This is a genomic window from Herpetosiphon giganteus, assembly GCF_016907925.1.
Taxonomy (GTDB): domain Bacteria; phylum Chloroflexota; class Chloroflexia; order Chloroflexales; family Herpetosiphonaceae; genus Herpetosiphon; species Herpetosiphon giganteus.
This window is the reverse complement of the sequence record NZ_JAFBCZ010000028.1, coordinates 40,485-54,076: the sequence shown is the minus strand read 5'-3', so window position 1 is coordinate 54,076 and position 13,592 is coordinate 40,485. Positions and strand designations below refer to the sequence as shown.

The 13,592-nt window shown below is 63.8% G+C and carries 10 protein-coding genes; all 10 read left to right on the top strand.

The genetic code is table 11. The features are described from left to right. The first annotated feature begins 149 nt into the window (after window positions 1-149). The 10 genes from JOD20_RS26545 to JOD20_RS26540 all read left to right on the top strand — a co-directional run bounded on the left by JOD20_RS26545 (window position 150) and on the right by JOD20_RS26540 (window position 13,539). A complete protein-coding gene (locus tag JOD20_RS26545; protein ID WP_239583992.1) occupies window positions 150-362 on the top strand; it encodes a hypothetical protein in 213 nt (70 codons plus the stop codon). Continuing rightward, window positions 328-1,764 (top strand): hypothetical protein, encoded by a 1,437-nt coding sequence (locus JOD20_RS20780; protein WP_239583991.1) that lies wholly within the window; start codon window positions 328-330, stop codon window positions 1,762-1,764. The genes JOD20_RS26545 and JOD20_RS20780 overlap by 35 nt, the downstream gene beginning before the upstream one ends. Then, window positions 1,761-3,026 (top strand): hypothetical protein, encoded by a 1,266-nt coding sequence (locus JOD20_RS20775; RefSeq protein ID WP_204757110.1) that lies wholly within the window; start codon window positions 1,761-1,763, stop codon window positions 3,024-3,026. Before JOD20_RS20780 ends, JOD20_RS20775 begins: the two co-directional genes overlap by 4 nt. Before the next feature lie 17 nt (window positions 3,027-3,043). Beyond that, window positions 3,044-3,313 (top strand): hypothetical protein, encoded by a 270-nt coding sequence (locus JOD20_RS20770; protein ID WP_204757109.1) that lies wholly within the window; start codon window positions 3,044-3,046, stop codon window positions 3,311-3,313. 180 nt (window positions 3,314-3,493) lie between these two features. Next, window positions 3,494-3,778 carry a hypothetical protein gene (locus JOD20_RS20765; protein WP_239583990.1) on the top strand — a complete coding sequence of 95 codons (285 nt, stop codon included), beginning with the start codon at window positions 3,494-3,496 and terminating at the stop codon, window positions 3,776-3,778. A gap of 8 nt (window positions 3,779-3,786) precedes the next feature. Then, complete coding sequence (locus tag JOD20_RS20760; RefSeq protein ID WP_239583989.1) at window positions 3,787-5,862, top strand: helicase HerA domain-containing protein; 2,076 nt, start codon at window positions 3,787-3,789, stop codon at window positions 5,860-5,862. After that, a complete protein-coding gene (locus tag JOD20_RS20755) occupies window positions 5,849-6,088 on the top strand; it encodes a hypothetical protein (protein ID WP_204757106.1) in 240 nt (79 codons plus the stop codon). The genes JOD20_RS20760 and JOD20_RS20755 overlap by 14 nt, the downstream gene beginning before the upstream one ends. Next, window positions 6,085-8,025, top strand: a complete 1,941-nt coding sequence (locus JOD20_RS20750; protein WP_204757105.1) for a hypothetical protein — start codon at window positions 6,085-6,087, stop codon at window positions 8,023-8,025. Before JOD20_RS20755 ends, JOD20_RS20750 begins: the two co-directional genes overlap by 4 nt. Continuing rightward, window positions 8,010-10,985 carry a type IV secretory system conjugative DNA transfer family protein gene (locus JOD20_RS20745; protein WP_204757104.1) on the top strand — a complete coding sequence of 992 codons (2,976 nt, stop codon included), beginning with the start codon at window positions 8,010-8,012 and terminating at the stop codon, window positions 10,983-10,985. Before JOD20_RS20750 ends, JOD20_RS20745 begins: the two co-directional genes overlap by 16 nt. Further along, window positions 10,972-13,539, top strand: coding sequence for a C25 family cysteine peptidase (locus tag JOD20_RS26540; protein WP_239583988.1), 2,568 nt, complete (start codon window positions 10,972-10,974; stop codon window positions 13,537-13,539). The genes JOD20_RS20745 and JOD20_RS26540 overlap by 14 nt, the downstream gene beginning before the upstream one ends. Window positions 13,540-13,592 lie beyond the last annotated feature (53 nt).

Genomic DNA, 13,592 nt, shown 5'->3' with positions numbered 1-13,592 from the left:
TGTGTCGGGGTTGTGTCGGGGTTGTGCGGGGGGGGTGCGGCGATGCGGGGGCAATGCGGGGGTTGTGCGGGGGTTGTGCGGCGCTGCTGCGCAAAGCAACGACATGACGACTGCACGATCGGGTCTGTCAATCCCTACAATCGAGAAAGATGGTTTTCTCGAAAGGAGGTTTTGATGATCGTTCGGCGCTTAGGCGCATGGCTGGCGGCCCTCACCACGATTGTCGTGAGTTGGCCCACGCCGGAAAGCGACCTGCGACGGTTGCCACCCGCGCTGATCACCCCCGTGGTGCAGCTGGTGGCCCAGCCGCAGGTCGCGCTGCCAGGCATGGTAGTAACCGTGGTCGTGACCCAGCCAGCTGAAGCGGTGACGACCACCCTGACCCTCACGCTTGCTCCAGCAGGCGCATGGGATCGCGTGGCCACGAGCCACAATCGGGAGTGCACGATCCATGGATCAGGCGTGATCTGTGGCCCGCTCCATGATCCGATGCTGCCTGCGGTCGCCACGCTGGCCTTTATGGTTCCCGTCACCGCCACCGATCCGCTGGTCATCACCGCACACCGCAGTGATCGCCCGACTGATCCGGTGAGCACGACCGTGCTGCTTGATTTGACCAACCCGGGTACACCACTGCCAACCGCGACGGTGGTCGAGCAGCCCAGCGCCACCGCAACGGTGTGGATCGCGCCAACGGACACCCCCATCATGCCCAGTCTGATTCCGGCAACGGCGACGGTGGAGCCAACGGCCGTGCCACCCGCGACCGCGACCACGCTTCCCACTGCCACACCGACCGCCAGCACCACCCCAACCAGCGTGCCAACGGCGACGCGTGTTGCGACGGCCATGCCGACGGCGAGCAGTACGCCCCTACCCATCGTTTCAACCGCTGTTTCGGTCGATATTGGCCTGCCGCCGATCATTGTGTTTCCGACCATGACGACCGTGCCCGCTGCGCCTGTGGTGGACGCGCCGAGCGGCATGACCACGCCGCCCGTGCCAACCGCCTGTGTCATCGATGGGCAGCCGGTGGCCGTCGTGGATAGCCAGATTCGGGCAGGGGTCGAGCCGTGTGCGCTGCTCAGTCTGCCCTTGGCGATCCAGACCATTCCTCCAGCGCTCGCGCATGTCGTAGCTGATGCCGAGAGCGATCTCCGCGCCGGACCTGGCATTGCCTATGTCCCACTCGCGCATATTCCACGCGGCTACAACGTGACCTTAACGGGGCGCATGTTTCAAGGCTATGTTGAGGTTACCGCCTTTCGGGTGGGGGCAGCGCCGTTGGCAGGCTGGGTGTGGAGTGCGGACTTAATCGTGCATAGTCTCTTGACCACGCCACTACCGACCATGACCGATCCGGTGGCCGTGCTGCCCTCGCCGAGTGCGCCGCACCCAACCAGCCCTGATCCGGTCGGGATACGACCAACGGCCACGCTGCCCGTCCTCGGCTGGCGCTTTCAGGCGCTGCCTGCATCGACCCGCATGGTCACGGTGCAGGTCTGTCGCGGGACGGCGACCTGTGGCCGTGATCAGGGGATTGGTGGCATGGCGGTCGTCGTCGATAGTCCCTCTGGTGATCGGCTGGCGCAAGGCTGGACGGATCGCACGGGACGCTGGGTGGTGACGCTGCCCATGCAGGATGGCTTGGTCGTGCGCGTGCCGTGGTTGGGGCAGGTGATGCCGCTCGCGGCGAGTGCAGATCGCGTGCATCTGCCCGTGAGCGAGGCGGTCATGCCGCCCACCTTTGGAGGCGCACCATGACCAGTCCCTATGACCATGAGTTTCAGACCTTTTTGGCTCCGCTGCTGGCGGGGTTGTCGGTGGCCGGACGACACGCCGAACTTGACCGCTTGACCGACCTTTGGCAACGCGAAGGTGCTGTTCCGGTCAATGGTCAGTTGGTCTGGCTTGGTACACCGACCATAACCCGTCCCACGGCGACCGCTTCTGCTGCACCAGCGCCGCGTGCGTCGCAGCGCTGGATCGGGGTGGTGATCATCGTGGTAGTGGTGCTGGGCTGGCTGCTCCTTGGTCGCCGCTCGCAGGCTGCGCCGTTAGCCGAGGGCGTATTGCGTCCGGTGACGGTGGCCACGGATAGCGAGGCGGCTCCGGTGCAGCTGCTGATCGGGTCACAGGCATTTACGGTGCAGGCGTTTGATCCCGCGCTGGGCTGGCCTGATCCCACGGGCGTTCCCGCAACCACGGCGGTCTGGGGCGGGACGCGCAGTCAGGTCGTGCTGGGGCTGGATGGGGCAGCACTTGCTCCAGATGCCCTGACCGTTGGGTCATCGCTAATGCTCCAGCAGGTGCGGGGCGACCAGCGCGTCCTGCGGGTGGTGGCGCGCCAAACCGTGGCAGTCTATGCCAGTGCCACGATTCCGCAGCAACAAGTGGGCGTGACCCTTGTGCTGTGGGATCAGGACGACCTCAGCACGCGCACGCTGGTGCAGGCGATTCCTGCCGATCAGCCGCTGCTGGCCAGCCGTGATGGCGCGGTTCCGATGACGGTCACGGGGATGGACTGGACGCTCCTCGCGATGCAGCCCACGCTCATGGTCAGTGTGACCGTTGGGCCAACTGATCAGGCGGGGAGCGTGACGCACCATGGGCAGCCGCTCGTCACGCTGCCGGTGGCTACCGCGACCACGATCAGTATTCCGGTCACGGCCACGGCCATGCCTGGCACACGCGTCGATCTGCCGCTCGCGGTTGCTGGGCAGGCCGTGCCCCTCAGCATCGCTATGCCGGAGCGACCCGTTTTGCAGGTGGACTGGCAGTCGGTCACGGCGACACCCAACGGCCTCGCAATCACGACCGTGCTGCGCAGTCCGGCCACGGTGCTGCTGGCCGCCGATGCGACCTGTACGGTGGGGGGCACTGCCCAGCCACTCCAGCCAGATCAGCCGTGGCCGCTCACGATCACGACCGCCCAGACCGTGGTCTGGACCTGTCCGCTTAACCCGGCTCAGCCCGTTCCCGTGACGGTGCAGATCGGGTCGGTTGGTCAATCGATTCTTCCCTAGGTGTTTTGGAGGTTTGTATGGCTCGCATCCTTGTGGCCGCTGGTAGCTTTGACGTGATGGAGTTACTCAACAAGTTCGTCAATATCGACAGCTTGTATACCTTCGCGTGGGTCGTCTTTGGCTTGTGTGGCCTGATCTTTGGCGTGATGTTTGTGGCTGGCTCATTTGCCAGTGCGCTCGCGAAAAAGCTGCGGATTGCCTATTTCCTCGGCGGGATCATGCTGATTGCCTTAATTCCCATTATCTTGGATTTGGTGAAGCCCGCCTTCAAGGCGGTTGGGCAATAAGGTTGTGGTGGATGGAACGCTGTGCAGCACGACCGCTGCGCAGCGTCCTTTGTTTCAAGGAGGTCTCTCATGCAGGTATTTCGACCCTTTTTACAGCCGCCCACCACGATTATCAGCGTGCCCGCGCTGGGCGGCTTGTCTATCGGCGATCTGGTCACCCTTGGCGGTTGCGGCATCGCCATGAGTGTCGTCCTTGCCCCCATCGGATTGCCACTCTTGGTGCGGCTGCTCGTTGGCGTGGTGCTGGGCCTCGTGGTGGCACGCGGAACGTATCAGGAGCAACCATTGCGGGGGCTGGTGTTCGGCATGCTGCGCTATGGCCTCGTGCGAGTGCTGGCTCCGCAGCGCTTGACGGTGGATTGTCGCACGTTGGGGCAGGGCGAAGCCACGGGGCGCACAACAGCGACGGCGGTGATGCAGCCCGATGGGACGCTGGTCAGTTTGGCTGATCGGGGGCTGGAATGACCACCCCGATGCTTCTCCAGTTGCACGGCCTTGAAGTCTTGAATCTCCATCCCCAACAATGGGAGGTGGCGATTGATCGCGTGCGGCAGGCAGTGCAAAGTCTGGTCGTCGATTGGCGCTTAATCAGTGTGGTTGCGCCCCGATCGTTGGCCAATCGTCGTCAGCGGATTCACGACCAGCTGCGCTTGCTTGACCCCACCGACCCCCAGCATCCACGCCTGACGGCCCAACTGCTGCACATGCAGGACTTGGAACAGCACGCCATGACCAGCATGACCCACTACCTCGTCGTCTGGTGTCCGCCGAGCCTTGCCCAGACCACGGTCGAACATACGCTGGGCCGCGCCTGTGGCGGGGCAACGCGCCTGCGCAGTCTGCCCTTGCTGTTGGGCGCGCCAACGGTGCAGATGACCGCAGCGAGTTGTATTGCGGATACGCCCACGGGCCAACGCTGCTGGCAGGGGATGCTGGCCGAGCGCTGGCATGGATCGCTCTCGCCCTTGCTGTTTCGCTCGCTCTTGCTCGAGCAAACCCATGCAATCATCGTCGTCGATGCGCTGACCATGGCTCCTGACCGCGCCCGCACCACTATGGATGTCGCACTGCAACGACTGGATGCCCATGCGGCGCTCAATCCGACCTATGACGAAGCCCGTCGCCATGCCGTGCAAGATTGGCAAGCGGCCTCGACCCATCTGGAGCGCGGCGCGTTGTTGCACACGGTCCAGGTCGCGGTCTTTGTCGGCGGGGCCACGCCGGAGCTGGCGCGCACCCAGGCCCAAGCAGCCCGCCAAGCCTTGGGATCAACCATCAGCTTCCATCCGATGCGTGGTCGCCAACAGGATCTGCTGCCCATGCTTGGTACGCATGCGACCGCCACCCTTGACCTGCCCACCACAGGCCACCCGATGATTACCGCGCAGCTGGCGACGCTGTTACCGATTTATCTGGCCCAACGCTCGCAACCACCCGCAAGTGCCTTACTGGCAGGCGTGGACGAAATGCGCGGCACACCATTGCTCTTAGACTTGACCGCCTTGCCTGCACTGCATGGCTTTTTCTGTGGCGCAACCGGGAGTGGGAAGAGTAGCTATGTGGCCACGCTCGGATCGCGCCTGGTCGATGATGCAGGGTATCAACTAATTCTGCTCGACCCCCAAGGCGCATTTGCTCCCCTCGCCGAAGCTTACGCGGGGCGGGCCTCGGTCAATCGGGTGGCCTTGGATACGCTGCGGTTGAATCTGCTCGACCCGATTGTTGACCTGCAGCACGACCTCGTGACCCAAGTGTTGCATGTCGAAGAAGTCCTTCAGTGGCTCCTCGATGGGGCATTGACCCAGCTGCATCGCCAAACCCTGCGCCGGGTCTTGTCGGTGCTGTATGCCACCCACGCCGCGCCACGCTTGTCGGATGTGGTGACGCTGTTGGCCGAGGACAGCACGGGCCTGCGCGACCTCATCCTGCCATGGACACTCTCGCCGTTTGCCGAGGTCTTTGATCAGCCCTCGACGATGGACTTGACCCTTGATCCCACGACCCCCGTTGTGATCTATGACGTGTCCGATGCGACAATGCCCGACCATATTAAACAGTTCTTTCTGATCTTGATCGCCAGTGCGATTCAGCGCGAGATTCGGGTCAGGCCACGGAAGGCCATTATTGGGATCGATGAGGCCGGGGTCTTGTTTGCTAATCCCCTCTTGGCCAGCTTTGCTGAGCGCTTGGCCAAAACCGCGCGGCGCTTCGGCGCGGGGGTGTGGGTGATCGACCAGACGACCCATTTACTCGGCACAAAAGCGGGTGCGGAGATTTTTGAAAACAGCTTCGTGACGGTGATTGGCACGATGCGCAGCGACCAATTGTATGCGTTGCGCGAGCGTTTCCCCATGGTGACGGACAGCCAGTTGCAGTGGATCACGGGCCTCGGCATGACGGATGAGCAACGGCAGGAACGGGCAGGCCAATATCTGATCATTGTCAATGAAACGCCCTACTTGATTTATAACCATCTCTCGCACTGGGAATGGCAGCTGATCCCGCAGCGGGCCGTGCTGCACGCGGAGGCCAACGATGGGCGTATTTGATCGCTGGTTTAGCCCCGCAACGGCAGATCCGACCGTGGCAGCCCGCCAACGCGCGGCAGCATGGGGGGCGTTTCTCGCTGCCCAACGCGCCGCGTTGCCACCACGGACAGGTGATGGTGGCGCGCCGACCACGGCAATTCCCGCTATGCCGCCCGTTGCGAGTGCTGCGCCGACCACGGCAAGCACCACCGTGCTGGTCATTGAAGATGGCGAGGAGGTGGTATGAGCCTCCTAATGGTCTTCCTTCTGGTCGGTGGCGTGGGCTGGCTCCTCATGCGGGTGCTGGCGACGATCACGACGGAGCAGGCGCAATGGTCGGCGTGGCGGGTACGGATTCCCGCTACGGTGGATGCGTCCACGCTGCGGGATGCACTCGTCGATGGCGTGGGGATGGGCGCGGCATGGCTGTGGCTCGTGCCCACCGCGCACGGGCGGCAACTGCTGCTCCAGACCACCCCTGCCACCCACACTCTGCTCATGACGACGCTGCGCGAGCGCATCCCATTGGCTACGCTGCGTCCCGTGACCCTGACCATGCCGATCCTGCGCTGGCGGCGGGGTGGTGCGGATGATCAGACGATGCAGGGCTGGGCGCTGCGCAACGGCGTGGTGCAGGCCGTTCATGCGACCCCGCAGCGCTGGGGTTCGTCCCTTGCGTTCGTCTGGTTGCTCGGGCTGCTGCGGCCACAGCCGTGGGTGGGTGATTTGCCGCTCGACGAGGCCGCGCTGCTGCCCGATCTGCCGTCGTTGCCAATGCAGCTGCCTGCGGTCGCGGGCGTAGCATGGCAGTTCAGCGCGGATGTCGCGCTGCCCCTTGGCACGCCACTCGATCTGCGTGGCCCGGCTGCGCAGCGCTGGGCCACTGTCGCGCAGCTGGTCGACCAGAGCCTGCGTGCCCATGCCAGCGTCGTGGCACTCGTTACACCAGCGCATGCCGCAACCCTCGTGCCGATGCTCGAACCGCTAGGGGAGCGACTGCGGGTGGTCGATGGTCGTCAGCCTGCGGTCACCACGACGCTGGATGTGGCCGCCTGGCTCGACGACACGGCCATGACCACCCTGCTGGGCCAGATGGCGGATTTACAACCGCACGATTCCCTGTGGCAGACGATTCCCACCCTGCTCGCCCAGTGGCGCAGCCGCGCGCACCCCAGCCTCGGCGATCTCATTGCGCTGGCTGGACAGGTCATTGCCGCGCCGAATCGGGCGGCGATTGATCAGCGCATGGCGGCCCAGCGCTGGGCGGTACGGTTGCGGCGCTGGCGCACGCTCGACTGGCTGAGTGTGTTTGCGACTCCCGGCGATGATCTGCCGCTGCTGCTCCAGCGCGGTGGGGTGGTCGTGGTCGTCCTGCCGGATGATGCCGAGCAGGCAGCGCTTATCCAGCGGATTATCGCCATGGCACTCCCGTCGTGGCAGGCAGTCAGTCCGCGCCCACTCCTCACAGTGAGCGACCTGCCGTGGGCGGAAGCCACGCTGCAAGGTGGCGATCAGCTGGCTCCGCGCGTCGCATGGCATGGCTATATCGGTGGTGGGGTAATTCCAACCACAACCGTGCTCAAGGCGCATGGGCTTGATCCATGGATGCTCGTCACCATGCATGGTTTGCTGCTCGCCCATGCCGAGGTGTGTGTCCATGTGGCTGCGCCATGGGACGCTGCTCCTGGCATGGCTGCGCCAGAAGCGCCACCGTCGCATGTCTTTTGGCAGTGTGATCCGACCGATCTCTTTCAGCCCGTGATGGCCTTGCCCTCGACCGCAGCGGGAACAGGAGAACCAGTCAGCACCGCACGCGTCACCGCACCCGTTGAGCACCCACTCATCGCGCGGTCGCTGCCACCCGTCGCACAGGTTTCCCACGATGCCGTGCTCAGCGATGACCAGCTGCACGCACTAATTGAAGCGCTGCTGGCCGACCGCCGCAATGGGGTCTCGACGAAACAGGCTGCAACCGTGTTAGGCGTGGATCGTGGACTGGCTGAGCGACTCGTCGCGTTGGCCACCGAGCGGTTGGCCAGCGTTTTAGGCACGCACTCGCGCCATGGGCTGCTGCTCAAACGGGAGGTCATGGAGGCCGAGGTTTGGGCACTGGTCGGGATTGATGCTGATGATGAGCGCACTGAGGCGGTGCTGGCGGAGGAACTCATATGCATGGACGCTTAATCCTCGCGGTCTATGGCCGCACGCTGGCAGGAATCGGGGTCGTGTTGATCGGGGTGCTGCGGCTGTTCTGCCCATGGCTGCTCGGTCACCTCACCAGCCCGCGCCTTGCGCCCTTGGCCACGCTGGTCACACGGGTACACCAGATCAGTGGCTGGCTTTTGCTCGGCTATGGGCTGTGGGTGCTCGCGACGTTGGTCGCATGGCTCCGGTTGCGGCGGCGACCAGCCGTTGAGGGACAATGGTATCTGTTACGGATTCCCAAACCCATGACCACTGATCCGCATAGTAGCACGGCGGCGCAGCTCGGCCAGCGTGACGCGGCGACCGCAGGCGAATTGGTGCGCGTTTTGCAGGCCATTGTGGCCCATGCCTCTGCCGATCGGCGAATTGCACTTGAACTGTGGTACATCACGGAAGGAATTGCATGGAGTTTGTGGCTTTCCCATCCTGACCTGTATGCGCCCGTCTTTAGTGCGGTGCAAGGCTTTGTGCCCGGTGGTGATCTGCTGGCACGGACTGATCCGGTCGCAACCACCACCCCCGCATTGGTCTGGACACAGCACACGCTGACGCAGCCCGCGATCTATCCATTGCGCCGCGCCGATGCCATGGTGGGCGACCCGCTTGATGCGCTGATCGGTGGCCTGCGACCCCAGCACGGCGTAACGGCAATTGGGGTCTCGTTGACCCTTGGCTCTGTACCGGAACGCTGGCAGCAGCAGGGGCGCGCCATGGCCGATCTGCTCGGGCTGAGCGCCAAAGACCACCAGTCCAGTGCCAGCAAAGAAACCGCTACCGCCATGCTGGCCAAACTGCAAAGTCCCGCTGTGACAGTCACCCTGCGCACGGTGGTGCTGGCCGAGACTGCCGCGATTGCCACCGCCCAGCACCAAATTCTGGTGGGCGCGCTCGACAGCTACACCGCGCAGCACGACCGCCTACGCCAAGCTTGGACTCATGGCCGTATCCAGACAACGATCACCCCTGCGATGCGCGATCGGCACGCTATGCGCTGGCTGTCCATGCCGCTGCCGCCGCTGCTGCCAACGCCAACCCTGCCCGTGCTGAGCCTGCCCGAAGTCACAGCGCTGTGGCACTTGCCCACAGGACGACACTTAACCGTGGCCATCTGGCGCAATAACCGCTTTGCCCCTCCCAGTCCAGCCTTGATGATCAGCACAGTGGGTGCTGAACCGCCTGCTTTTACGGACGCAACACCCTTAAAGGATCGGATGGTGCGCCTCACGGGTGGCGTGGCCGCCGATGGGCGGCAGGTCTATCTGGGATTCCCGCTCAAAAGCTACACCTTTCATCAGCAAATTACGGCCTCGACCGGGGCAGGCAAGAGCCACGCCGCCAAGGTGCAGCTGGGCGAATTGTTGCGGATTGGAGCAGGCTTTGGGGTGATCGACTTTAAGGGGGATCTCGTCAATGACCTGTTGACCATGATTCCCGATGATCGACTCGACGATGTGATTGTGTTCGATCCACTCGACCCCGATCACTGCCTTGGGCTGAACCTGCTCGACCCGACCTATTTAAATAAAGATACCGAACCCGACTTTTTGGTTGAGTTGCTCGAAGCCCTCGTGGCCAGCACCAACAGCCACTGGGGCGATTCGGCGGGGATGCAGGAAGCCTTGCGCTATGGGGCCTTGACCTTGATGGAAGGCGAGCCAACGCCGACGATTGCCCACTTGTACCTGCTCTTTTCCAGCAGTGCCTACCGCGCCACGGTGCTGGAGCGCGTGACTGATCCCGACTTAGTGTTGTTCTGGACCTATCAGTTTCCGAAATTGAGTGACACCCAAAAGTCCTCGATGACCGCCTTGCAGCGCCGCTTGAGCCAATTCCTGATTAATCGCACCGTGCGCATCACCTGCAACCAAACGCGCACGACCATTCCCTTCCGGCAGGTCATGGATCAACGCAAGATTGTGTTGGCCAAGCTGCCCGTTGAATTGATTGGCGCGACCGCAGGCGGGATTCTGGCCAATGTGCTGATTAACCTCGTGCTGGCAGCGGCGTTTAGTCGCTTGGATACGCCGGAAGAGGAGCGTGAGCCGTGGGTCTTGCTCGTCGATGAATTTCAGGAGGCCATGCGACGGGGCGATCCAGCCAATTACCAGAAGATTCTGGAACGGCTGCGCTCGTTTGGGATTGGGTTGGTCTTGATGCACCAAGGCACGAGTCAACTACCTGCCGAGATGTTGGCCACCACGCTGGAGATTGTCCAAACCCGTCTGATCCTCTCGGCCTTTGGCCCCGATGCCGCCGTCTGGCAACGCCAATATCCCGATGCGCGGCTGACCATGCAGGACTGGGCCGGGATTCCCTTGCGTGAAGAAGGCTATGCGGCAATCTCCATTAATGGCTTTCGCCAACCGATCTGCACGATCACGCCGCTGCCGCTCTGGCCTGCGCTGCCGCAGGGTGGCGCACCCCGCGCCATGACGACGCTCGCCCCACCGCCACGCGATGCCCTCGACGAACGGCTGCGCGCCTTGGCCCAGTTTGGCCGCGCGGAACGGTTGCGCTTACTACGCGATGCGCCACCCGCACTCTGGGACGCGATCCTGGACCGGATGCAGGCGGATCGCGCTGATCGCCATGCGCAGCTGCTGGCCCCGACCTGTTCCTTGCCCCGTGCCGCGCGCGTGCTGGCCTTGAGCCATGCGAAAGCGGCGACCCCGCGTGATATCGCCTTAGCCGCCTTGACCCGCTTGACCCTCAGCATTCCGCGTGATGCGGTCGACGACGAGCCGCCTGCCAAGGGCAAACGCGGACGGGGTGGCGCGCCAGAAGCGACCTATGAGGCGAATCCCGCAGGCGGTTCTGTGGCGACTCCGGCGGTCGTGGTCAATCCGCGCAAAGTGGGCGTAGCCACGGTGATGCAGGCCGAAGCGACGGCCACCAGTTTAATCAAACTACTAGCGGAGAATCCTGATGCGGGTCTCTAAATATCTCATCATCCTGATCATCCTCATGGCCGTACCGCGTGCTGCGCTGGCCACCGTCACACCCTTCAGCATTCATGCGGTTGGCACGACGGTGGTGATCGCGGGCGTGCCATCCCAACCGACGACGATGGCTATACGTAGCCTGAACGCTGCCGCGCCAACCCTCAGGCTCACGCGGGAAACGACCGCACTGCCGCACCGCGATGCGGCGTTGCGTGCCGAGCTGCCAACCGCTCCGGTAACTCTCCTGCGCAATGGCAGCTATCGCGGGTATGGTGTGTGGGTCTACCTGGTCCAGCCGATCATCCAGCAGCGCGGCCAGATCCAGCAGGTGACGCAGCTGCACGCCGTGTTGGAGAATGCAGTCCTAATAGAATCGCCTGCCGATCTCCAAGGCGTGCCGCGCATGCCCTTTGGCGATCCGGTACCGCCAACCAATCCACTCGCGTTTGCCGATCACACGTGGACGCTGACCGTGACCGAACCGGGCATGCAACGGGTAACGGGGGCGATGTTGGCCGCAGCGGGGATTGACCTCACAACCCTCAATCCGGCGACCGTGCAGGTACAACATCACGGGGTGGTGATCCCGCTCGATTGGCGTGGGATTGGCGATGGCGTGGTCGCTGCCCATGACGAGGTACGCTTGTATGTCAATGCGGTTGGTGATCGCTGGAACCGTGCTTCGACCCTCTGGCTGACGACCGCAGCGGCCACGCCCTCACCGCCGATGGCCTCGCGCTTAGCATTAGCGAGCACCGCCCCGTTGACCGATACCATCTGGATGACGAATGAATGGGACGACCCGCAGCTGATTGAGAGTCGCCATGCGGGGATGCGCGGCTGGCATACCTTCAGTCGCCGCTTGAGCAGCATCGCGGGTGGCACTGCCGATGCAACCACCATGCTGCTCACGCCCACCCTGCCGCTGGCCAGCGGCGTGATGACCGTAACCCTCAGCGGAGCCACCGCTACCAGTCTGCCCGTGCCGCTGCTGGTCAATAGCGTGCCGATCACCGTACCTGCGACTGCGGCATGGCAAACGTCGGTCGTGGTGACCAATACTGCTGCCCTCACGGTGATGCTGGCTGCTCCGGCCAGCGGCGCAGCCAGTGTGTTGCTCGAAACCGTGACCGTGACCCGGCCCATGCACCTCACCACGTCGCCAACCGAGGCGTTTGGAAGTGGCCCAATACCTGCCCGCTATACCCTACCCGCTGCGCCTCTGCTGCGCACGCTCTATGATGTGACCGCACCGGAGCAGCCGCAGATCGTCATTTTGCCTGCTGGCCCTACGCCCGTGCTGGCCGATAGCCTGGTGAGTCGCCGGTATCTGCTCGTTGGCCACGCACCCCTGCCCACGCCAACCGTTCAGCGCCATACCCCCGTCGTTCTGTCCACCGCTGGAACCGATGTGATTATCGCCCCACGCGCCTTCCTGCCAGCCCTCGACCCGCTGCGCACCCCGACCACGGTGCTCGTGGCGCGGGAAGATCTCGATGCCGCGTGGGCGTTTGGCCAGGTGTCGCCGGATGCGCTGCGATCCTTCCTCCAGCATGCAGCGGCGACGTGGCCGACCCCACCGACGAGCGTGCTCCTCGTTGGCGACGGCGCGGCAGACCCGCGTGATGTGTTGGGCTATGGCCAGCCACCGCTGATCCCGCCCTATCTCGCTGAGGTCGATTTATGGCTCGGGGAAACCGCTTGTGAATCCTGTTATGGCCAACTGGACGGTGCTGATCCGCTTGCCGACCTACTGCCGGATCTGCCCGTGGGTCGCTGGCCCGTCAAAACCGTGGACGAGATCCCTGTGTTGATCGCCAAACAGCAGCGCTATGCGGCAGCGCCATGGGGCGTGTGGCAAAGCACAGTCGGGAGTGTGGCGGATAACGCCGAGGGAGCACTTGATTTTCCGCAGCTGGCGGCGCAGAGTGAGGCCGTCTATCCCCTGACGATGACCTTGCACCGGGCCTATTACGACCCGCAGGCAACAAGCACTGATCCCGAATGGTACGTGGCTGATGCGCAGGTCGTCCGTGAACAGGTCCTGGCAATCTGGAACACAGGCGCGACGATCATGCAGTACACCGGCCATAGCCACGCCTACCAGTGGGCCGTGACCGATCCGCTTGTCGAACCGCGTGGGTTGCTCGATCTGAATGCGGTTGCGGATCTGCGCAATGGCGAACGGTTGCCGTTGTTGCTGGCCTTGACCTGCCTGACCAGTGCCTTTCACCAGCCCAGTCCACGCGGGACGACGCTTGATGAGGCGCTGGTGCTGCATCCTGACGGCGGTGCGCTGGCCACATGGGGATCAAGTGGTTTGGGGGTCGCTCATGGCCACGATCACCTCCAGCATGGGCTGGTGGCGGCGGCGATGACCACCGCACGGCCAACGTTGGGGCAGGTGACCGAGGCCGGACTGCTGGAACTGGCGCTCACAGGCCAGTGTTGCACGGATGCCCTGCGCACGACGCTGCTCTTGGGCAATCCCGCTACGGTGCTGCGGGTTGCGCCTGCGCCGCAGCGGGTGTGGTTGCCACTGGTGAAGTGAGAATAAAAAACCACCCGCCGTAGAGCGGGTGGTCGCAACCACGACCGAAGGAG